Here is a 22,071-nt window from a genome sequence, read left to right as displayed (position 1 = left end):
CGGGATCACACGGGCAAGAGGTCGAGCGCATAATGGGCGCCATCGCGGGTGAGGTGGCCGAAGCCGCCCCACGGAAAATGCGATCCACAAATCAACATCTTTTCTGAAACAACTCGATCGAGCAATTTGCGCCGGCTGACCTCCGCCGCCGGGCCGTCCTGGTCATAAGCGCCATGCCATTCGGGATGGCGCAGGCTGAACGCCGGCACATAGGCCGTGTCGCCGGACATCATCAATTGCTCCTGGCCGGAGCTGAGGTGGAATGCGGTGTGGCCGGGCGTGTGACCGGGAACGCTGACAAAGCGGATCCCCGGCACCACCTCGTCCTCGCCCTCTACCGGCAACACGTTCTTCCAGCTCGGGATCACGCCCTGGATGCGGCGCGCCAGCGCCTGTCTCCAGGGCGGCAGACGGGCCGTCTTCGACGGATCTGTCCAGAAGCTGTATTCGGCCGCGGCGACGATGATCTCGGCGTTGGGAAACACCGGCGTGTTGGTGTCTTCGATCATCAGTCCGAAGATGTGATCGGGATGGAAATGCGAGATCAGGATGGTGTCGATATCTTCGCGTCGGAGACCGGCCGCCCTGAGATTGCTGAGCATCTGACCCGAGACGAAGACCGCGTCGGAATTGTAGCCCTGAACCTGGCCGCCGCCGCCGGCATCGCACAGCACCGTCTTGCCCTTCAGCCGGACGACGAAGGTCGAGATGGGAACGGGAATAAAGGCGGGGCTCAGACCTGCAGCGCGCAGCGCGCCCTTGACGTCGTCGATGCTGGCATTGCTGAAGAAGCCCGCGTCATGCGGCTTCTCCCAGATGCCGTCATACAGCGCGATCACCTCGGCCTCGCCGACCATGATCCGTCGGTAGCCGCGCTCGGGGTCGACGGTGCGACGGCGCGGCTTGGCAGCGGCGACGGCGAGAGCCGCGTCGAGCCCAAACGCTGCCGCGGCTGTTACTGCTCCCAGCACGACGAACCTTCTCGAGGGTCCGTACGCTTTCACACGACTCACCACAACTCAGTACCGCTGGTTGAACTAGTGTCGATTGCAAGGAACCTTTGCACCTTAGCGGGATTATGGCGCCAGCAGGATCTTTCTGGTTGGTAAACAGAGTGTAGACAAATTGCCACGTTGCGACCGCCCCATGCGAATCGGTCGCAATGCAGCGCAACAAACAGCGGCGCTACACGGCTGCGAGTGCCCCGAGCCGGTGCAGCGGCTGTTCGATCAACGTACTTGGGTGCTCCTGATGGCGCCCCTCGCCATCACATCAGGCGGCCCGCACCGACTGCAGGAAACGACTGACTTCCTGCTTGAGCTTATGGCTGTCGCCGGAGAGCTGGCGCGCCGCGGTCAGGACCTGGTTCGACGTGTCGCCGGTTTCGGTGGCGCCGCGCTGCACCTGGGTGATGTTGGAGGAGACCTCCTGCGTGCCCGTGGCGGCATGCTGAATGTTGCGCGAAATCTCCGCGGTGGCTGCGCCCTGCTCCTCTACCGCGGCCGCCACGGTCGCGGCAATCTCCGATAGCCGTTCGATCGTGGACGAAATCTCCCTGATGGCGCTGACCGATTCCTGGGTCGCACCCTGAATGCCGGAGATCTGCTGGCCGATCTCGCCGGTGGCCTTGGCGGTCTGCTCGGCCAGCGCCTTGACCTCGGAGGCGACGACGGCGAAGCCGCGGCCGGCCTCGCCGGCGCGCGCGGCCTCGATGGTCGCGTTGAGCGCCAGCAGATTGGTCTGGCCGGCGATGGTGTTGATGAGTTCGACGACGTCGCCGATGCGGGTCGCGGCCTTCGACAGTTCACCGACGCGGTCATTGGTGCGGCGCGCCTGCTCGACGGCGTCGGAGGCGATGCGCGCGGACTCCTGCACCTGACGGCTGATCTCCTTCACCGACGAGGTCAGCTCCTCGGTCGCCGACGCGACCGCCTGGACGTTCGCCGACGCTTCCTCGGAGGCCGCAGCGACCGTGGTCGACAGCTCCTGTCCACGCATCGCGGTCCCCGACAGCGAGTTCGCCGAGCTTTCCAGCTCGCTCGAGGCTGACGAGACGGTCTCGACGATGTTGCCGATGGCGCCTTCGAAGCTTTCAGCGAGGCTCGCCATCTCCTGCTTTCGCTGCACCGTGGCGCGCTGTTCCTGCTCCTTCAGCTCGCGGGCGTTGAAGCGAACCATGGTCTGAACCGTCTGCAGATTGCGCAGGGCACGGCCGATCTCGTCGTCGCGATCGATACGCATGCGGGTGTCGAGCTTGCCCTGCGTGATGCTCTCCATGGTCTCGTTGAGATGATCGAGCGGGCCGGTGATCACGTTCATCGTGCGTATGCCGACTAAACCGCACAGCACGACGCCGGCCGCAGCGATCGCAGCGGCGCTCATGCCGCCGAGTCCGCCCTCGCCGAACGAAATCGCGCCGAGCACGACGAGGAACACCGTCTGCAGACCGACCAGGGTCCGCAGCCGCGACGCGATCGTGCCAGTGAACATCGCGAGGTGATCGAACATCGAGCGGCGGCGGACGACGCCGTCATCGATCCGATAATTGTGCGGCTTCTTCTCGCGGATTGCCGCATAGACCTGCTCGGCCTCGGCGCGCTGATCGGCCGGCAGCTTGGTCCGGACCGACGTATAGCCGACCACCTGGCCGTCCTTGCAGATCGGCGACGCCGTCGCCAGCACCCAATAATAGTCGCCGTTCTTGCGCCGGTTCTTGACCGCGCCGACCCAGGGACGGCGAGCCTTCAGCGTGCTCCAGAGATTGTCGAACGCCTCCGGCGGCATGTCGGGATGACGCACGATGTTGTGCGGCTGGCCCATCAGCTCGGCCTCGGTGAAACCGGCGGCCTTGACGAAATCCTCGTTGAAGAACGTCAGCTTGCCCTTGGTGTCGGTCTTCGACACGATCAGGGTGTCATCGGAAATCGGATACTCGACGTTGGTGACAGGCAAGTTCTTACGCATGGCGGATGGGGCTTTCAATCGACGATGATGGCCGAGAGGGTCACACCGGCGCTGGCATGACTAATAATTCGGGTCGCTATGGGACAATTGTCCCTGTCTTTGATTAACTCAGGATAAAGTGGCACAACCGGGCAACTACGGAGCTTTTGATCCAAATGCACAGGTTGTGTCGTTCGCTTGTCCCTCCTGAACCGCGATCCACGAAAAACGGCGGCAACCACGGTGCTGCCGCCGTTCCCGACGTGACGGATCCGTGCGGACTCGCGTCGCGATCACGCAGCGCGAACGGTTTGCAGGAAGCGTGAGACCTCGAGCTTGAGACGGCTGCTATCGGCCGACAGCGACTTCGCCGCCGAGAGCACCTGCGACGAGGCACTGCCGGTCTCGGTGGCGCCACGCTGCACCTCGACGACGTTGGAAGACACTTCGCCGGTGCCGGCCGCGGCCTGCTGCACGTTGCGGGCGATCTCCTGGGTCGCCGCGCCCTGCTCTTCCACAGCGGCCGCAATGGTCGATGAGATTTCCGACAGCTTCTCGATCGTGACGGAGATCTCGCGAATGGCGCTGACGGAGTCCTGGGTGGCCGACTGGATGCTGCCGATCTGCTGACCGATCTCGCCGGTGGCCTTGGCGGTCTGCTCGGCAAGCGCCTTCACCTCGGAAGCGACCACGGCAAAGCCGCGACCGGCCTCGCCGGCGCGTGCCGCTTCGATGGTGGCGTTGAGCGCCAGCAGGTTGGTCTGGCCGGCGATGGTGTTGATCAGTTCGACGACATCGCCGATGCGGGTCGCGGCCTTCGACAGCTCGCCGACGCGATCGGTGGTCGAGCGGGCCTGACCGACGGCCTCGCCCGCCATCCGCGCCGACTGTTGCACTTGGCGGCTGATCTCGGTCACCGACGACGACAGCTGCTCGGTCGCCGACGCCACCGACTGCACGTTGGTGGAGGCTTCCTCGGAGGCGGCTGCGACCGTGGTGGCCAGTTGCCTGGAACGGCCCGCGCTCGACGACAGCGACGTGGCGGAGGATTCAAGCTGGGTCGATGCTGACGAGACCGTCTCGATGATCTCGCCGACGGCAGCCTCGAAGCTGTCGGCCAGCCTCTGCATGTCGGCCCGGCGCTGCTGCGCGGCCTTCTTATCCTGCTCGACCTTGGCCTCGGCCTCCAGGCGGGCCTTTTCGGCGAGCATCTTGCCGACGCCCTCGACGGCGCGCGCGGTGTCGCCGATCTCATCCTTGCGCGCGAGGCCGACCATCGCCGGCGACTCGCCACGCGCCATCTGCTGCAGCACCTCGGCGAGCGCCTGCATCGGCCGGGCAATCCCGAACACGCCGGCTGCGAGCGCCGCGCCGATCGCCAGGATGGTCGCGATGACCGCCATGATCAGCGTGGTGCGCGTGCCCGCGATGACGCTGTCATGCTGCTCGCGCGCCTTGGCTTCCGAGAACTCGATCGCCTCGCGGGCGACTTCGAGGACCTGATCGACGGCGATCTTCAGATCGGCGCTGCATTCGCCGCGCAGCTTCTCGGCGGCCTTGGCGTTGAGCTCCAATGTATCGGCGGCGGCCGCCGCCTGAATTCCCGGGCCGCATGCGGCGAACGCCTTGTTGAACAGGTCGGCCGTCTTGCCGATCCCCGCCGCCTTCTCCGGCAGATCGGTCTTCAGCTTCGTCAGCGCATCCACGACCTGCTTCGCGGTCTCCTGCGACGCCTTGAGCAGGCGCGCATTGCCGGCCGGGGTGGTCTCCGTGAGCAACTCGAAGGCCGATGCGCGATAGGTCTCGGCGCGGCGGCTGGTGCGCACCAGCAGCACCGTTGAAGCATCGACGCGCTTCACGACGTCAGTATAGGCCAGGTCGATGGCCGACATCTGGCTGGACATGTAGCTGACCAGGCCGATCATCGCCGCGCCCATCAAAAGAGCGATCAGACCGACCTTGAAAACCATGCGAAGATTGCTGAGCACGTTATAGGTTCCATATCGATGAACAAAAAGTTGTAACGGTGCGAACATTCTCCGATTTGGAATTAATGTAGGTTAAAGATCGCCCGGCACGCCCGCTAAATCACGGGTCCTCTGCGATGAGCGCATGGGTCGGGGCCGGCGAGCTGCCGGCAAACAGCAAAAGGGCGCGGCCTTGCGGCCACGCCCTGCTGTCGACAGTTGGGAGTTGAGCTTAGGCGGCGCGCACGGTGTCGAGGAAGCGGCTCACCTCGGACTTCAGCCGGTTGCTGTCGGACGACAGCGCCTGCGCCGCGGTCAGCACCTCCGACGAGGCCGACCCGGTGTCGCTGGCGCCGCGTTGCACCTCGATGATGTTGGTCGAGACGTCCTTGGTGCCCTGCGAGGCATGCTGGACATTGCGCGAAATCTCCTGGGTCGCGGCGCCCTGCTCCTCGACCGCGGCGGCGATGGTCGAGGCGATCTCCGACAGCCGCTCGATGGTGCCGGAGATTTCCTTGATGGCGCCGACCGACTCCTGAGTGGCGCTCTGGATGCCGGAGATCTGCTGGCCGATCTCGCCGGTCGCCTTGGAGGTCTGCTCGGCCAGCGCCTTGACCTCGGTGGCGACGACCGCGAAGCCGCGGCCGGCCTCGCCGGCGCGCGCCGCCTCGATGGTGGCGTTGAGCGCCAGCAGGTTGGTCTGGCCGGCGATGGTGTTGATCAGCTCGACCACGTCGCCGATCCGCGCGGCGGCCTTGGACAGTTCGCTGACCTGCTCGTTGGTGCGCCGCGCCTGGCTCACGGCTTCATTGGCCATGCGTGCGGATTCCTGCACCTGGCGGCTGATTTCAGTGACCGACGAGGACAGCTCCTCGGTCGCGGAAGCGACCGACTGCACGTTGCTCGACGCGAGCTCCGAGGCCGAGCTCACCGTGGTGGCCAGCTCCTGAGACCGCTCCGCGGAGCGGCGCAGCGTGTTGGCGGAGCCTTCCAGCCGGCCCGACGCGGTGGACACGGCATTGACGATGTCGCCGACGGTCTGCTCGAAGCGGCCGGCGAGATCCATCATGTCGCGGCGGCGATTCTCGGCCTGTCGACGCTCGGTCTCCTTCTGCTCGGCCTCGAGCGCCTGGACACGGATCGCGTTGTCCTTGAAGATCTGCACGGCCCGGGCCATCTCGCCCACTTCGTCGCGGCGATCGGAATAGGGAATCTCGACGCTGAGATCATTGTTGGCCAGCCGTCCCATCGCCGCGGTCATGCTGGTGATGCCGCGCGTCACGGCTGAATTCATCACGAGCAGCGAGAGCACCGCGATCAGAGCCATGACGATGCCGCCGGTCATGATCGCCGTCTTCGACGAGGCCAGAGCGGCGTCGGCTGCGTCGGCGCGCGTCTGCAGCAGCGAGGCTTCGGCGTCGATGACCTCCTTTACCAGGGCGCGCAGGCCGTCCATGTACTTCTTGCCGGCGCCGGAGGCCTCGAGGTTGCGCGCATCCTGCACCGTCTGCGGATTGCGCATCAGCGCGATTTCTTTCTCGGCCACGTCCTGGCGCCAGCCGGCGGCGGCCTTCGCGATCTCGTCGAAACGGCGTCCTTGCGCCGGATTGTCGGAGGTCAGTTGCTTTACCTCGGTCAGCGCCTTCTTGAAGGCGGCGTCGGAGTTCTTGTAGGGCTCGAGGAAATTGTCGGTGCCGCCGACCAGGAAGCCGCGCACGCCGGTTTCGGCGTCGACCATCGCGGAGACCAGCGCCTTGGTCTGGTCGATGACCTGATAGGTGTGAACGGTCCAGGCGTTGTTCTGCGCCAGCGTGCTCAGGTTCTGCCAGGTGATGAAGCTGGCGACAACCGAGACGATGATCGTCAGGAGGAAGCCCGCGCCGAGCTTGCGCGACGTCTTCATGTTCATCAGAAACGAGAGCATACGAGTCCTCTGAGGCGGTAGAAGCCCCTGCGGTGCGCAGGCAGCGACGGTTGACTGGGAACTACGAACAATTGGCCAGAAGGCATTAAAACGATCATTAACATTCGGGATCGTAGTTGCCCGGTATGGAACCGAATTAACCGGCCTTTAGGCCCACGGAGGTGCAGAGCCGCGCGCGACCTCACGGCCGCGCGCCGAGCCAGGACCAAGGACGCGCGGCGATCAGGCCGCGCGTACCGTATCGAGGAAGCGATCGACCTCGACCTTCAGCCGGTTGCTGTCGCCGGACAGCATCTGCGCGGCCGAGAGCACCTGTGACGAGGCCGTGCCGGTCTCGCTGGCGCCGCGCTGCACCTCGGCGATGTTCGACGACACCTGCTGGGTGCCGATCGACGCCTGCTGGATGTTGCGCGAGATCTCCTGGGTTGCGGCACCCTGCTCTTCGACGGCGGCGGCGATCGCCGAGGAAATCTCCGACAGCCTTTCGATGGTGCCGGAGATTTCCCGGATGGCGCCGACGGACTCCTGGGTCGCCGACTGGATGCTGCCGATCTGCTGGCCGATCTCGCCGGTCGCTTTCGCAGTCTGCTCGGCGAGCGCCTTGACCTCCGAGGCGACGACCGCGAAGCCGCGTCCCGCCTCGCCGGCGCGCGCCGCTTCGATGGTGGCATTGAGCGCCAAGAGGTTCGTCTGTCCGGCGATGGCGTTGATCAGCTCGACGACGTCGCCGATACGGCTTGCCGCTTTCGACAGTTCTCCGACGCGATCGTTGGTGCGGCGCGCCTGCTCGACGGCATCGCTCGCCATGCGTGCGGATTCCTGTACCTGCCGGCTGATCTCGCTGACGGAAGAGGCCATCTCCTCCGTGGCCGACGCGACCGATTGCACGTTGGTCGAGGCTTCCTCCGACGCGGCAGCGACCGTCGTCGCCAGCGTCTGCGAGCGCGCCGCGGTCGAACTCAGTGAAGTCGCCGAGGCTTCCAGTTCAGTCGAGGCATGCGACACGGTGCCGACGATCTGCCCGACCGCCTGCTCGAAGCCATCGGCCATCTGGTGCATCTCGGCGCGGCGCTTCTCGGCCATCATCTTGTCCATCGCGATCTTGGCTTCGGCCTCCTGCTTCGCCTTCTCGGCCAACATGACCTTGATCGCGTTCACGGCCTGCGCGGTCTCGCCGATCTCGTCGCCGCGCCCCTCGCCGGAGATCGCGACATCCTCGCCCTTGGCCATGCGCTGCAGCACGGCGACCAGCGCCCGCATCGGCCTGGCGATGCCGTACTGGCCGATGACGAAGCCGAGCACGAGGCCCATCACGATGCCGAGACCCGCGACGATGATCAGCATGCGCGAGGTCTGCTGATACTGCTCGTCAGCCGCCTTGGCGAGATTGTCGACGCGTGCGTTCAGGCGGTCCGCCACATCGCGGATCTTGAATTGCAGCTTCTCGGAATTGGCGCGGCTCTTCATCGCAGCGTCGCGCATCTTTTCGGTCTGCTCGTTGAGCTGCATGTCCTTGGCGGCGGTGATGACGCGGAACGTCTCCTCCATGCCCTTGACGTACTCCTCGTAGAGCGCGCGGACATCGGGGATCATGGCGCGGGCCTGATCGTCCTTGGTCTTGGCGACCTCGTCGAGGCGCTCGGCGAACAGCTTGCGCTGCTCCTCGACGACCTTCAGCGCGGCTTCGCGGTTCTCATTGCGCGGGTCGATCGCGGCACGGAATTCGGCACGGTTGAGTGCGATGACGTTCTGATTGGCGCGGGCGGCCAGCAGCGCACGGTTGGCCGCGGCCTTCATCGCAAGGGCGCCCTCTGCGACCGATTCAAGTGCGCCAATGGCGAACCAGCTGATCGTGCCGGCGACGGCGGCCATCAGCACGACGATGGCGAGGATCTTGGTGAGCACGCGAAAGCGGGACAGGAGCGACATCGATGACCTCGTCGGAGCTCTCTGATGCGGCAGACAAGGAACGGTCGAACCGTGCCAACACGCGTCTATCCGGCACCATCGGCGGATGTGGAACCGAGCCAGTCTGATGTCGCGCGCACCGTAAATTGATTAAAATTGCGCGCCGTAGAATTCCGTCCGGGAAACCGCGGGGAGCGCGAACGACGCTCGATGGCGTCCGCCTGGGCGGTACTCGCAAGCTGCTCGAAGAACGAAGGGCGTCGCCGGTGGCCACGCCCTTCGTTGAAGGAATGCCGACGTCCTGGCGATCAGGCGGCGCGCACCGTCTCCAGGAAGCGGCCGACCTCGAGCTTCAGACGATTGCTGTCGCTCGACAGCATCTGCGCGGCCGACAGCACTTGCGACGAGGCCGAGCCGGTGTCGCCGGCCCCGCGCCTGACCTCGGCGATGTTCGCCGACACCTGCTGCGTGCCGATCGCGGCCTGCTGGATGTTGCGCGAGATCTCCTGCGTTGCAGCACCCTGCTCCTCGACCGCCGCGGCGATGGCCGAGGAGATTTCAGACAGCTTCTCGATGGTGCCGGAAATCTCCCTGATGGCACCGACAGACTCCTGGGTCGCCGCCTGGATGCTCCCGATCTGCTGGCCGATCTCGCCGGTGGCCTTGGCCGTCTGTTCGGCGAGCGCCTTCACTTCGGAAGCGACAACCGCGAAGCCGCGGCCGGCTTCGCCGGCGCGCGCCGCCTCGATGGTGGCGTTGAGTGCCAGCAGATTGGTCTGGCCGGCGATCGTATTGATCAGCTCGACGACGTCGCCGATGCGCGTTGCCGCCTTCGACAATTCGCCGACCCGCTCATTGGTGCGGCGCGCCTGATCGACGGCATCGCTCGCGATGCGCGCGGATTCCTGCACCTGGCGACTGATTTCGCTGACGGAGGATGACATCTCCTCGGTCGCGGACGCAACCGACTGAACATTGGTCGAGGCTTCCTCGGAGGCGGCGGCGACGGTGGTCGCCAGCGTCTGCGAGCGCGACGCCGTCGAGCTCAGCGAGGTCGCCGACGCTTCGAGCTCGGTCGAGGCATGCGACACGGTGTCGACGATCTGGCCGACGGCCTGCTCGAAGCCGTTGGCCATCTGGTGCATCTCGGCGCGGCGCTTCTCGGCCATCATCTTGTCCATGGCGACCTTGGCCTCGGCCTCCTGCTTCGCCTTCTCGGCCAGCATGATCTTGATCTCGTTGACAGCCTGGGCGGTCTCACCGATCTCGTCGCCGCGTCCCTCGCCGGAGATTGCAACCTCTTCGCCTTTGGCCATGCGCTGCAGCACGGCGACCAGCGCCCGCATCGGCTTGGCAATGCCGTATTGACCGATGACGAAGCCCAGCGTCAGGCCGAGCACGATGCCGACGAGCGCCACCGTGACCAGCATGCGCGCGGTCTTCTCGTACTCCTCCTCGGCCGCCTTGGCGAGATTCTCGACGCGCGCATTCAACCGGTTGGCGACCTCGGCGACCTTGAACTGCAGCTTCTCGGAATTGGCGCGGCTCTTCATCGCGGCATCGCGCATTCTCTCGGTCTGCTCGTTGAGCTGCATGTCCTTGGCTGCGGTGACGACGCGGAAGGTCTCCTCCATGCTCTTGACGTATTCGTCGTACAGTACGCGGACGTCGGGGATCATCGCGCGCGCCTGATCGTCATTGGTCTTGGCGACCTCATCGAGGCGCTCGACGAACAGCTTGCGTTGCTCCTCTACGGCCTTGAGTGCCGCCTCGCGGTTTTCCGAACGGGGATCGAGCGCCGCGCGGAATTCAGCGCGATTCAATGCAACCACGTTCTGGTTGACGCGCGCGGCCATCAGGGCGCGATTAGCCGCGGATTTCATTGCGGCAGCGCCTTCGGCAACGTTCTCCAGCGCGCTGATGGCGAACCAGCTGATGATGCCGGCGACGGCCGCCATCAACACGACGATGGCAAGAATCTTGGTGAGAACGCGAAAGCGGGACAACAGCGACATCGAAGACCTCATCAGAGCCATGAGTCGCTGCAACGGCTGTCTAGCCGCAAGAAAAGCGCTCACCGGCATCATTGGCGGAACCCGGCCAATGTCTCTCGATCACCACGACGATTGTATTAACTGTGATCCGTAGGACTCCCTCCGGGAGAATACGGAGCTCCAGAGGAGCCACACGTGTCGCGCCGGAGCAGCGGTCCGCTACGAGCTCGGCTCAAAATAAAAAGGGCGCGGCCAGTGGCCACGCCCTTCGCATCATCGCAGGCGCGCTTTGATCAAGCCGCCCGCACCGTCCCCAGGAAGCGCTCGACTTCCGTCTTGAGGCGGTTGCTGTCACCGGACAGCATCTGCGCCGCGGACAGCACCTGCGAGGAGGCTGATCCTGTCTCGGTCGCGCCGCGCTGCACGTCGGTGATGTTGGACGAAACCTGCTCGGTGCCGGCTGCCGCCTGCTGCACGTTGCGCGCAATCTCCTGCGTCGCCGCGCCCTGCTCCTCGACCGCCGCCGCGATGGCCGACGAGATTTCCGACAGCTTCTCGATCGTGCCGGAGATCGCCCGGATCGCGTTGACCGATTCCTGGGTCGCGGCCTGGATGCCGGCGATCTGCTGACCGATCTCGCCGGTGGCCTTCGAGGTCTGCTCCGCCAGTGCCTTCACCTCGGTGGCGACCACCGCAAAGCCGCGGCCCGCTTCGCCCGCGCGCGCCGCCTCGATGGTGGCGTTCAGCGCCAGCAGGTTGGTCTGGCCGGCGATGGTGTTGATCAGCTCGACGACATCGCCGATGCGCGCGGCGGCCTTGGACAGCTCGCTGACCTGCTCGTTGGTGCGACGCGCCTCCTCGACGGCGCCGACCGCCATGCGCGCGGATTCCTGCACCTGGCGGCTGATCTCGGTGACGGAGGACGACAGCTCCTCGGTCGCGGACGCCACCGACGCCACGTTGGTGGACGCTTCCTCCGACGCCGAGGCCACGGTGATGGCGAGCTGCTGCGAGCGCTCGGCTGTCGAGGTCAACGTCTTCGCCGAAGCTTCGAGCTCGTTCGAGGCGGATGACACCGTGCCGATGATCTGGCCGACCGACGCCTCGAAGGCATCGGCGAGCTGATACATGTCGCGCTTGCGCTGCTCGGCCGCCTTGTGGTCGGCGATGGCCTTGGCTTCGGCCTCCTCGCGTGCCTTGGCTTCGGCATTCTCGCGGATCACGACAACGTTCTTGGCCATGTCGCCGATCTCGTCGCCGCGGTTGGAGCCGGGAATGCTGATGTTGATGTCGCCCGAGGCCATCCGGCCGAGCGCGCCGTCGAGGCGCGTGATCGGGCGGGCCACGCCCAGGAAGCCGAAGGCGACCGAGCCTGCCAGCACGAGCAGCATCACGCCGGACAGCAGCAGCGCCAGCCGGCCCGCGCTCTCGAGCTCCGTATCGGCCGAGGACTTGGCTTCGGCGGCGAGCTTCTCGGCCGACGCGATGGCCTCGGCCATCAGCTTGGAGGCCTCGGCTGCAGCAGGGCGCGCCTTTTCCAGCACGCTCTTGTTCTTGTTTTCCTCCGCGGCGATCGTCTGCGCCACCGAGTCGCCATAGCTCTTGAGCAGACCGCGCAGCCTTTCGATATCGGCCTGAGCCGATGCCGGCAGCTTCGGAGACACCGACGCCAATTCGTCGCCGGCCATCTTCAAACGCTTGGTGATCTCATCCTTGAGCGCGGGCTCGCCGGTGGCTGCAAAGCGCCACGCCGCGGCGCGCACCGAGGTCATCGCGGAGTCGGCGGCATAGACATGTTTCTCGATCTCGGCCCCCTCCGCGGCGTTCTTCACCGCGGCAGATCCGAGCAGCGCATCGATCTGCTTGCGCCAATCGCCGGAGACGACGTTGCGGGTCTCCTGCATCGAGAGAATCAGCTTCTGCAACCGGGCCAAGTCCTCGGCGGCCTGCATGTAGTCCAGCACACGAGACTTGATCTTGCCGAGCCTCTCCTTGTTTTCCGGCCGTTGCGCGAGCGCGATGGCTGTGTCGAGATTCTTGCCGATCTTGGCGACGGCCTGCTGCTCCTCGTTCAGAAAGCCGTCGACCTCGGCGGCGGTCTTCGACATGCGCACGCCGCGGTTCGCAAGCTGCAGATTGCGCAGATCCGCATCCGTCATCAGCACGTTCTTGCGGATCGTATTCTGCGTCTCGGCCGCCTTGATCGCCGCTTCGACCGCGCCCTGCCCCGATTGCTGATTGAACAACATGCCGATGGACAGGAGAACGCCGGCAAGTCCGGCCGCCCCCAATTTATAGCCGATGCGATTGAGCTTCATCATGTGGTCAACTGCCTTCTGAACTCTGAGGCTGGAACGTCCGTTTCCGTCCGCAGAAAAAATGTTCCCGTCGGGAACTAATTTCGAATTCAGAGTTCTAGAAAGACTTAAGTAAGGGGTCCGTAGAATTGCGGACAGCCCGAGCGACCGGCGCGCAAGGCATCCAGGACCCTAGCTCGCTCGCCGCCAAACGACGGCGGCCGCAGGCTTTCGCCTGCGGCCGCTTGGATCTCGAGTGCCGTGACGAAGCCGGCTGGCTTACGCGGCCCGCACCGTCTGCAGGAAGCGGCCGACTTCGAGCTTCAGACGGTTGCTGTCGGTCGACAGCGTCTGCGCCGCCGACAGCACCTGCGAGGAGGCGGTGCCGGTCTCGCTGGCGCCACGCTGCACTTCGGTGATGTTGGACGAGACCTGCTGGGTGCCCTGCGCGGCCTGCTGGACGTTGCGAGAGATCTCCTGCGTCGCCGCGCCCTGCTCTTCGACCGCGGCCGCGATCGTCGACGAGATCTCTGACAGCCGCTCGATGGTGCCCGAGATGGTCCGGATCGCGTTCACCGACTCCTGCGTCGCGGCCTGGATGCTGGCGATCTGCTGGCCGATCTCGCCGGTCGCCTTCGAGGTCTGCTCGGCCAGCGCCTTCACCTCGGTGGCGACGACGGCGAAGCCCTTGCCGGCCTCGCCCGCCCGCGCCGCCTCGATGGTCGCGTTCAGCGCGAGCAGGTTGGTCTGTCCGGCAATGGTGTTGATCAGCTCGACGACGTCACCGATCCGCGCAGCGGCCTTCGACAGCTCGCTGACCTGATCATTGGTCTGACGCGCCTGGCTGACGGCCTCGGTGGCCATGCGGGCTGATTCCTGCACCTGGCGGCTGATCTCGTTGACCGAGGACGACAGCTCCTCGGTCGCCGAGGCGACGGACTGGACGTTGGTGGACGCCTGCTCCGAGGCCGCCGCGACGGTCACGGCCATCTGCTGCGAGCGTTCGGCGGTATGGGTCAGCGAGCCCGCGGAGGCCTCCAGCTCGGTCGAGGCCGAGGAGACGGTCTCGATGATCTGGCCGACCGAACGTTCGAACGAGTCAGCCAGATTGTGCATGTCGCGCTTGCGCTGCTCCGCGGCGATCGCATCCGCCTGGGCCTTCTGCTCGGCCTCAGCCCGCGCCTTGGCCTCGGCATTCTCGCGGATGATCACGACGTTCTTGGCCATGTCGCCGACCTCGTCGCCACGGCTGGCACCGGGGATCTGGATGTCGAGATCGCCGGACGCCATGCGGCCGAGCGCGCCGTTGAGCGCGACGATCGGACGGGAAATGCCGAGGAAGCCGAACGTCACGGAGCCGACGAGCACGAGCACGAGGACCACCGAGAGCGCGAGGTTGATGCGCGACGCGCTCTCCTCCGCCGCCTGCGCCTGCTCCTTCGCTTCCTTCGAGAACTTGTCGGCGGCCTGAACGGCCTCGGTCATCAGCTTGCCGGCCTCGTCGGCAACCGGGAACATCTTCTCAGTCAGCAGCTTCGTCTTGGCTTCTTCGAGCGAGGCTGCCTTGGTCGACGACTCAATGTAGGCCTTGAGATCGACGCGCAGCTTCTCGATTTCCGGCTTCACCGCCGGCGGCACCCTCGCGATGATCTGAACGAAGCTCTGATCGAGCTCCTTGGCACGGGCGATCATGCCGTCCTTGGACTTCACGTCGCCCGTGGCCAGATAGCGCCAGGCATTGGTGCGGATCGCGGTGCCTGCGGTGTTGAGCTCATGCAGGTCGCGCTCGAGCGCCATCGCGTCGGCGGCTTCCTTCAGCGCGGGCAGCTTGATCAGCAGATCGAACTGCTTGATCCAGTCGGCCGCCTGCGTGTCGCGCAGCGCGTTGGTCGCGATGAGCTCCTTCTGCATACGGACAATCTCCTCGGCGCCCTTCTGGTAGTCGGCCGTGAGCGCGAGGACCTTGCCGAAGCGCTCCTTGCTGACCGGGCGGACCGCAGTGGTCTGCGCCGTTTCGAGACCCGTCCTCAAACGCGTCTCGATCTTGTGTTCGTCATCCAGGAGCTTATCGACCTCGGCCGTGCTGCGCGCCAGCCGCACGCCACGATTGGCGAGCTGCAGGCTGCGCAGGTCGGCATCCGCGGTCAAAGCGAGCTTGCGGATCGCGAGCTGACGGTCCGAATTTCGGGTGGCCTCATCGACCACGCTCTGCGACATCTGCTGATTGACCAGGGCGGCGATGGCCAGCAACATGCCGGCCAGACCGGCGAGCCCCAGCTTGTATCCGATGCGATTGAACTTCATTGTTCGCTTTTTCTGCTGAGGCGCTGCCGAAACCTGGTCGAAAGCGAGGACGCCGCGCCAATGTGCAAAATTTTAACATAGGCAAATTGGAACTCGCCTGTAGGGAAATGCTTAACGCCGCCGGCCGGACATCTACGGGAAAGCGCGCGGGCTGCTGCGGCAGATTGACGCGAAGCTCGGACAATTACGGGCGTCGGGGCCACGTCAGACAAAGCAAAGGCCGGGGTGGTGCCCCGGCCTTTGTCATTCGGTTTAATGCTTCGGTGCGCCGGACTACGCGGCCCGAACCGAGCCGAGGAAGCTCGCGACCTCCCGCTTGAGACGGCTGCTGTCGCCTGACAGCGCCTGCGCCGCCGCGAGCACCTGCGCCGAAGCCGAACCGGTCTCGGCCGCGCCGCGTTCGACATCGGCGATGTTGGACGACACCTGCTGTGTGCCGTGCGCGGCCTGCTGCACGTTGCGCGAGATTTCCTGCGTCGCCGCGCCCTGCTCTTCGACCGCAGCCGCGATGGTCGACGAGATTTCGGAGAGCTTCTCGATGGTCGAGGAGATCTCCTTGATCGCGGACACCGATTCCTGCGTCGCCGCCTGGATGCTGGAGATCTGCTGGCCGATCTCGCCGGTCGCCTTCGCGGTCTGCTCGGCGAGCGCCTTGACCTCGGAGGCGACGACCGCGAAGCCGCGGCCGGCATCACCGGCGCGCGCCGCCTCGATGGTGGCGTTGAGCGCCAGCAGGTTGGTCTGGCCCGCGATGGTGTTGATGAGCTCGACGACGTCGCCGATGCGCGTCGCGGCTTTCGACAGCTCGCTGACACGGCCGGTGGTGGTGCGGGCCTGGCCGACGGCATCATTGGCGATGCGTGCGGATTCCTGCACCTGACGGCTGATCTCGGTGACCGACGAGGCCATCTGCTCGGTCGCGGACGCCACCGACTGCACGTTGGTGGTGGCTTCCTCGGACGCCGAGGCGACAGCCGTGGTCAGGCCCTGCGACCGCGTCGCCGCCTGGGTCAAGGTCGTCGCGGACTGTTCGAGCTGGCTCGACGCCGACGATACCGTGTTCACGATCTCGCCGACCGCCGCCTCGAACTGCTCGGCCAGCCGCTGCATGTCGGCCTTGCGCTGGCGCGCGGCGATCGCGTCCTGCGCGTTCTTCTCCTCAGCCTCGGCGCGCGCCTTCTCCTCGGCATTGCTCTGGATCACCGTCACGGTCTTGGCGAGATCGCCGATCTCGTCGCCGCGCGTCGCGCCGGGAATGACGATGTCGAGACGGCCGCGGGCCATTTCGCCCAGCGCCGCATTGAGCCGCGTCAGCGGCCGCGCGATGCCGAGGAACGAGAACACGACCGACGCGATCACCGACAAGAGAACGGCGAGACCGACGATCAGCGTGATACGGCTGGCCTGCGCGGCGACCTGGTCGGCGTCGGATCTGGCCTTGGCATTGCGCGCGCGGGCGTCCTGGATCGCCGCATTCATCAGCTGGCCGGCCTCGCCGAGATAGACCAGCGTGCGGTCGCGCAGCACGGCTTCCTTGATCCCCTCGGTCTTCACCACCTCGTCATTCGCCGCGACGAAGTCGGACGCGAGTCCGTTGAGCTTGACGATCGTGGCCTGGACCTCGCGATCGTCGGCCAGCATGCGCGCATCGGTCAGCGAGCTCTTCAGCCCGGGCACGGTCTGCTTCACGGTCGCGATGGTCGCGGCGTCGCCGGTCATGCCGAAGCGCCACGCCTGCGAACGCATGTAGTTCAGTTTGGCGTCGGCGGCGTGAAGCTGACGCTCGACCCGCTCGCGAAAGGCGAGGTTCGGCAGCGCCGGCGAGGCGAGCAGCGCCTTCAGGCTGGTGTTCCAGTCGTTGGACACCGCGCTGCGCTTCTCGATCTGCGTTAGCAGCTTCTTCTGCGCCTCGGCGAGATCGACCGCTCCGGCGGCATAGTTCGTCATCAGCTCCTTGAGCCGGATCAGCCGGGCTCGCTCCTCGGCGGTGGAGACGTTGGTGAGGGACGCGTCAATGTCGGCGACCATCGCAGTCGAGAATTGCTGAATGTCAGCGGCTGCCTTCTCGGCATCGGCCGGCGCCCGCGCCAGCCGCGCCGAACGGCCGCCGAGCTGGGTCTGCTGCATGTTGATGCTGGCCGACAACACGCTTTCGACCACGAGCCGCGCACGCTCGGCCTGCTGGTTGGCCTGGCTGACCGCCCTCTCGGCCATCATCTGGTTGGCGATCATGCCGACCGCGAGAGTGGCGCCGATGGCGCCGGCAAGTCCGAGTTTGTAGCCGATCCGATTCAGTTTCATTGCCCTACCCACAGAAGGACCCATCACGCCGCGGTCCCATAGGGGTGGTATAGAGGTGAGGTCCCTCTACTCCGTTAATTTACGGGTGTCTTTGCGCTCCACACGCGAGATTCTTCTGCATTTTCTGTGTGCGCTCCGATGCTTATCGAGGCACGGCATGTGACCGCACCGTTCGAGGGCTCACGGATGATGCAGATGGCCTTGCGATCCCGCGCGGCGTTCCGAAATCCGGAACGCATCGATGCGGCCGCTAGCGCATCAACCCCAGCGCGTCGGCAAAGAATGTTGGTCCGCCGAAATTGCCGGACTTCAGCGCCAGCAGCATCTCACCCTGAGCGCGGATCGCGCGCAGCACGGGGACGCCCGCGGCGATCTCCGGCCCGACGAGGAATCCGGGAATCCTGAGCCGGTCAACGACCGCGCCGGACGTCTCGCCGCCGGCGACGATCAGCCGCCGCACGCCGGCCTCGATCAGTCCCTCCGCGAGATCGGCCATCGCCTGCTCGATAGCGTGCCCCGCGGCCTCGCGGCCGTGCCTCGCCTGCAGTGCGCTGACCTGATCCGGCGTCGCGCTGGAGGCAATCAGCACCGGGCCCTTGCCGATACGCTCGCGCGCCCAGGCGAGCGCGCGCCGCGCCTCGTCGGGGCCGGCGACCAGGCCCGCGGCGTCGAGATGCAAGACCGGCATGATCGTCTCGGCCTGCGCGATCTGCTGCAGAGTGGCTTGCGAGCAGCTGCCGGCCAGGCACGCCGCGAGGCCGCCGACCGGCGCGTCGTGGTGATGGCCGAGGCCATGCGCAGGCCCGTGCCCGGCCTCGACCAGCGCCCGCGCCAGCCCGAGCCCGATGCCGGAGGCACCGACCGAAACCTTGTGCTGCAAGGCCGCCGCGCCGATCGCGGTCAGATCGGCGTCGAACACGGCGTCGACGATGGCTGCGCCGATGCCCTGCCCCGCCAGTTCGGCGAGTCGGTGGCTGATCGCTTCGGGTCCGTGCACCACCGCGGCGAGATCGACCAGGCCGATCTTGCGGCGGCTCTGCCTTGCGAGCACGCGCACCAGATTGGCGTCATGCATCGGGTTGAGCGGATGATCCTTCAGCGGGCTCTCATTCAACGGCACGCCGGCGACGAACAGATTGCCCTGATAGACGGTACGCTTGGTCTCGGGGAACGCAGGGGTCACGAGCACGATGCCGTCACCGGCATCACCCGCCAGCGCGTCCATGACCGGACCGATATTGCCGGCGTCGGTGGAGTCGAAGGTCGAGCAGATCTTGAACAAGACATGGTCAGCGCCACGCGCGCGCAGCCAGGCGTCGGCCTCGCGCGAGCGGGCCACCGCGAGCGACGCCTCGATCGAGCGGCTCTTCAACGAGACCACGACCGCATCGACCTCGGGCAAGGCGAGGTCGGCGGCGGGCACGCCGATGGTCTGCACGGTACGCAGGCCGGCGCGAGTCAGCGTGTTGGCGAGGTCGGAGGCGCCGGTGTAGTCGTCGGCGATGCAGCCGAGCTTCAAGGTCACGGCTTCACTCCCTTGTAGGCTTCGAACCAGCCGAGCCCGTCCTCGGTGCGGCCGCGCGGATTGTATTCGCAGCCGACGAAGCCGGCATAGCCGAGCCGGTCGAGTTCTCCGAACAGGAACGGATAGTTCAGCTCCTCGCCATCGGGCTCGTTGCGCGAGGGGATGCTCGCGATCTGGATATGGCCCGTGATGTCTATCATCTCGCGCAGCCGCATCGTGACGTCGCCATGGATGATCTGGCAGTGATAGATGTCGAACTGCAGCTTGAGATTGGGGATCTTCAGCTCGCGGATCAGATCGCGGGCAAAGCCGAAGTCATTGAGAAAATAGCCCGGCACGTTGCGCGGATTGATCGGCTCGATCACGACGTCGAGGCCATGCGGCGCAAAGAACTCCGCCGCCCAGGCCACCGATTTGTAGTAAGCCTCCACCGCCTTCGCATCGTGGCGGTCGGCGATTCCGGCCATCATGTGCAGCCGCTTCACGCCGGTCGCCTTGGCATAGGGCAGCGCCGTCTCCAGGCTTGCTTTCAGATCGTCGAAGCGCTGAGGCAGCGCCGCAAAGCCCTTCTCGCCGGCGTCCCAACTGCCGGGCGGCAGGTTGAACAGCGCCTGCGTCAGGCCGTTGCCATGCAGGCGCTTGCCGACCTCCTCGACGGGATGATCATAGGGAAACAGGAACTCGACCGCGGTGAAGCCGGCCTTGGCTGCGGCGGCGAAGCGGTCGAGGAACGGATGCTCGGTGAACATCATCGAGAGATTGGCGGCAAAGCGCGGCATGGCGTGACAACTCGTGCTGTTACTTGCAAAGTTACTTGGAAGAGCCCGGCAGCGTGGTGCCGGTGACCTGGGCGTACATCCGCGCCACCGAGGCATCGTCGTCGCGGCCCATGCCGGCGGCCGCCGTCATCAGGAACATCTGCAGCGCCGCTGCCGAGACCGGCACCGGGAAGCGGTGAGTGCGCGCCATGTCCTGGATAATGCCGAGGTCCTTGACGAAGATCTCGACCGCGCTGCGCGGCGTGTAGTCGCCGTCGAGCACATGCGGCATGCGGTTCTCGAACATCCAGGAATTGCCGGCCGAGGCGGTGATGACCTCATAGACCTTCCTGATATCGAGCCCCTGCTTGGCGGCGAACGCGATCGCCTCGCTGGCGGCGGCGATGTGCACGCCGGCAAGCAGCTGGTTGATCATCTTGAACGCGGCGCCCTGGCCCGCTTCATCGCCGAGCTCATAAAGCTTGGCCGCCATCGCATCCAGCGCCGGACGCGCCTTGGCAAACGCCGCCGCGCTGCCCGAGGCCAGGATGGTCAGTTCGCCCTGCGCGGCGCGCTGCGCGCCGCCGGAGATCGGCGCATCGAGATAATGCCGGCCGGTCGCCTCGAGCTGCCTGGCGAGGCGGCGCGCGACGTCCGGGTCCATGGTCGCGGAGGACACGAACACGGCGTCCTTCGGCATCGTCTCTGCGGCGCCGCCGGGGCCGAACAGGATGGCTTCGGTCTGCGCCGCATTGACGACGACGCTCACGACGATGTCGGCGCCCGCGGCTGCCTCAGCCGGGCTCTTCGCGCCCTTGCCGCCCTCGGCCACGAAGCGGGCCACCGCCTCCGCCGAGACATCGCATCCGGTCACCGCGAAGCCGGCGCGCTTGAGCGAGGTCGCCATGCCATAGCCCATGGAGCCGAGCCCGATCACGGCGACGTTCAATTGCGATGGCGACGACATGCGGCAGATCCTCGAAGCGTTTCCTGGACAGGTCCGGTTGGCCCGGTTCGTCCCTGGGTATCACGGCTTGGCCACGCTGCCAAAGCGTGAGACAAGGCATCGAGGGAACGAGGAAGACTCCGTGGCGGACACTGCGATTCGCGAGGCCATCTGCCGGTTCGGCCGCTCGCTGTTCGAGCGCGGGCTGACGCCCGGCTCGTCCGGCAACATCAGCGTGCGGCTCGACGATGGCGGCTGGCTGGTGACGCCGACCAACGCCTCGCTCGGCTTTCTCGATCCGGCCAGGCTGTCGCGGCTCGATGCTGACGGCAGGCTAGTCTCCGGCGATGCGCCGACCAAGGAGGTGCCGCTGCACACGGCGCTGTACCAGACCCGCGAGGCCGCGCGCGCCGTGGTGCATCTGCACTCCACACATTCGGTCGCGCTCTCGATGCTGCCGGAGATCGACCCGCGCGCCGCCCTCCCGCCGCTGACACCATATTATTTGATGCGCTGCGGCCAGACCGCTTTGGTGCCCTATCATCGTCCGGGAGATCCTGCGGTGGCCGACGCGATCAAGGGTCTCGCCGGAAAATACGCCTCCGTGCTGCTCGCCAATCACGGCCCCGTCGTCTCCGGCGACTCGCTCGAGGCCGCGGTGTTCGCGATGGAGGAGCTGGAGGAGACGGCCAAGCTCTATCTGCTGCTGCGCGGGCTCAATCCCCGCCACCTGTCGCCGCAGCAGGTCGACGACCTCATCAAGGTGTTCGGCCTCACTCTGCCCGATCACACCGATCATCACTGATCGAACCGGCGGCCGACGCGCATGCAGTACCCTGCACCTTCGCCCGCCGAGATCGAAGCCGCCGCCCGCGTGCTGTTCGAGGAGGCGCGCTTCTATCGCTGGTTTCCCATCGTGACCGATTCCTACGAGGTCTTTGCCGAAACCGATCGCATCGGGATCGCCGAGTTGCGCGGCATCGCCGAGCGCATGCTGATGGCGGCGGCGCACGCCAAGCTGGGGACAAGGTTGCGCTAGCTGGAACGTCACATCAAGCAGCCTGTCGCGCGTTTGCGCTTCTGCGGCGGCAGCGCGGAGGCCAGCCCCGCTGTCACCCTCCCCTGGAGGGCTACCGTATTCACACATCGATGTTGAATACGGGAAGAACGTCTGATTCCCTGTCAGTCTCTTGCGGAAGGAGGC

Annotated in this window: 14 protein-coding genes; 2 read left to right on the top strand and 12 right to left on the bottom strand. The window is 66.0% G+C overall.

Translation table 11 applies throughout. The features are described from left to right. Nucleotides 1-5 precede the first annotated feature (5 nt). The 12 genes from ACQR1L_RS12775 to ltnD all read right to left on the bottom strand — a co-directional run bounded on the left by ACQR1L_RS12775 (nt 6) and on the right by ltnD (nt 20,888). Nucleotides 6-971, bottom strand: coding sequence for an MBL fold metallo-hydrolase (locus tag ACQR1L_RS12775; protein ID WP_434858317.1), 966 nt, complete (start codon nt 969-971; stop codon nt 6-8). Nucleotides 972-1,272: 301 nt separating this feature from the next. Then, entirely contained in the window at nt 1,273-2,964 is a 1,692-nt protein-coding gene (locus ACQR1L_RS12770; RefSeq protein WP_434858316.1) for a methyl-accepting chemotaxis protein, read from the bottom strand. Nucleotides 2,965-3,236: 272 nt separating this feature from the next. Continuing rightward, nucleotides 3,237-4,913, bottom strand: coding sequence for a methyl-accepting chemotaxis protein (locus ACQR1L_RS12765; RefSeq protein ID WP_434858315.1), 1,677 nt, complete (start codon nt 4,911-4,913; stop codon nt 3,237-3,239). A gap of 229 nt (nt 4,914-5,142) precedes the next feature. After that, nucleotides 5,143-6,819, bottom strand: coding sequence for a methyl-accepting chemotaxis protein (locus ACQR1L_RS12760; protein WP_434858771.1), 1,677 nt, complete (start codon nt 6,817-6,819; stop codon nt 5,143-5,145). Between the two features lie 237 nt (nt 6,820-7,056). Further along, the gene (locus ACQR1L_RS12755; RefSeq protein WP_434858314.1) at nt 7,057-8,763 is read right to left on the bottom strand and encodes a methyl-accepting chemotaxis protein; all 1,707 of its coding nucleotides are present in this window, start codon (nt 8,761-8,763) and stop codon (nt 7,057-7,059) included. A gap of 287 nt (nt 8,764-9,050) precedes the next feature. Further along, nucleotides 9,051-10,757, bottom strand: coding sequence for a methyl-accepting chemotaxis protein (locus ACQR1L_RS12750; protein ID WP_434858313.1), 1,707 nt, complete (start codon nt 10,755-10,757; stop codon nt 9,051-9,053). Between the two features lie 272 nt (nt 10,758-11,029). Further along, nucleotides 11,030-13,054 carry a methyl-accepting chemotaxis protein gene (locus ACQR1L_RS12745; protein WP_434858770.1) on the bottom strand — a complete coding sequence of 675 codons (2,025 nt, stop codon included), beginning with the start codon at nt 13,052-13,054 and terminating at the stop codon, nt 11,030-11,032. Between the two features lie 258 nt (nt 13,055-13,312). Continuing rightward, a complete protein-coding gene (locus tag ACQR1L_RS12740) occupies nt 13,313-15,337 on the bottom strand; it encodes a methyl-accepting chemotaxis protein (protein WP_434858312.1) in 2,025 nt (674 codons plus the stop codon). A 273-nt stretch (nt 15,338-15,610) separates the two neighbouring features. Then, nucleotides 15,611-17,638: a methyl-accepting chemotaxis protein gene (locus ACQR1L_RS12735; protein ID WP_434858311.1), complete on the bottom strand. Its 2,028-nt coding sequence runs from the start codon at nt 17,636-17,638 to the stop codon at nt 15,611-15,613. 250 nt (nt 17,639-17,888) lie between these two features. After that, nucleotides 17,889-19,163, bottom strand: coding sequence for a 3-oxo-tetronate kinase (gene otnK / locus ACQR1L_RS12730; RefSeq protein WP_434858310.1), 1,275 nt, complete (start codon nt 19,161-19,163; stop codon nt 17,889-17,891). Beyond that, nucleotides 19,160-19,942: a 2-oxo-tetronate isomerase gene (gene otnI, locus ACQR1L_RS12725; RefSeq protein WP_434858309.1), complete on the bottom strand. Its 783-nt coding sequence runs from the start codon at nt 19,940-19,942 to the stop codon at nt 19,160-19,162. Before otnI ends, otnK begins: the two co-directional genes overlap by 4 nt. Nucleotides 19,943-19,973: 31 nt before the next feature. Continuing rightward, nucleotides 19,974-20,888, bottom strand: coding sequence for an L-threonate dehydrogenase (gene ltnD, locus ACQR1L_RS12720; RefSeq protein ID WP_434858308.1), 915 nt, complete (start codon nt 20,886-20,888; stop codon nt 19,974-19,976). A gap of 121 nt (nt 20,889-21,009) precedes the next feature. Here ltnD and otnC point away from each other — a divergent pair, with 121 nt between their 5' ends. Together otnC and ACQR1L_RS12710 are read left to right on the top strand one after the other, a co-directional pair. Then, nucleotides 21,010-21,672, top strand: coding sequence for a 3-oxo-tetronate 4-phosphate decarboxylase (gene otnC / locus ACQR1L_RS12715; protein WP_434858307.1), 663 nt, complete (start codon nt 21,010-21,012; stop codon nt 21,670-21,672). 21 nt (nt 21,673-21,693) lie between these two features. Next, on the top strand, nt 21,694-21,906 hold the full coding sequence (locus ACQR1L_RS12710; protein WP_434858306.1) for a hypothetical protein: 213 nt from the start codon (nt 21,694-21,696) through the stop codon (nt 21,904-21,906). Nucleotides 21,907-22,071: the final 165 nt, after the last annotated feature.

Source organism: Bradyrhizobium sp. HKCCYLR20261, assembly GCF_051168435.1.
Lineage (GTDB): Bacteria > Pseudomonadota > Alphaproteobacteria > Rhizobiales > Xanthobacteraceae > Bradyrhizobium.
The sequence above is the reverse complement of the archived record's forward strand: the minus strand, read 5'-3'. Positions and strand labels throughout refer to the sequence as shown.

Excerpts from the sequence above, each read along its gene's own strand:
- ACQR1L_RS12770 (WP_434858316.1), bottom strand. The coding sequence starts at position 2,964 with ATGCGTAAGAACTTGCCTGTCACCAACGTCGAGTATCCGATTTCCGAT.
- ACQR1L_RS12765 (WP_434858315.1), bottom strand. The coding sequence starts at position 4,913 with ATGGTTTTCAAGGTCGGTCTGATCGCTCTTTTGATGGGCGCGGCGATG.
- ACQR1L_RS12760 (WP_434858771.1), bottom strand. The coding sequence starts at position 6,819 with ATGAACATGAAGACGTCGCGCAAGCTCGGCGCGGGCTTCCTCCTGACG.
- ACQR1L_RS12755 (WP_434858314.1), bottom strand. The coding sequence starts at position 8,763 with ATGTCGCTCCTGTCCCGCTTTCGCGTGCTCACCAAGATCCTCGCCATC.
- ACQR1L_RS12750 (WP_434858313.1), bottom strand. The coding sequence starts at position 10,757 with ATGTCGCTGTTGTCCCGCTTTCGCGTTCTCACCAAGATTCTTGCCATC.
- ACQR1L_RS12745 (WP_434858770.1), bottom strand. The coding sequence starts at position 13,054 with ATGAAGCTCAATCGCATCGGCTATAAATTGGGGGCGGCCGGACTTGCC.
- ACQR1L_RS12740 (WP_434858312.1), bottom strand. The coding sequence starts at position 15,337 with ATGAAGTTCAATCGCATCGGATACAAGCTGGGGCTCGCCGGTCTGGCC.
- ACQR1L_RS12735 (WP_434858311.1), bottom strand. The coding sequence starts at position 17,638 with ATGAAACTGAATCGGATCGGCTACAAACTCGGACTTGCCGGCGCCATC.
- otnI (WP_434858309.1), bottom strand. The coding sequence starts at position 19,942 with ATGCCGCGCTTTGCCGCCAATCTCTCGATGATGTTCACCGAGCATCCG.
- ltnD (WP_434858308.1), bottom strand. The coding sequence starts at position 20,888 with ATGTCGTCGCCATCGCAATTGAACGTCGCCGTGATCGGGCTCGGCTCC.
- ACQR1L_RS12710 (WP_434858306.1), top strand. The coding sequence starts at position 21,694 with ATGCAGTACCCTGCACCTTCGCCCGCCGAGATCGAAGCCGCCGCCCGC.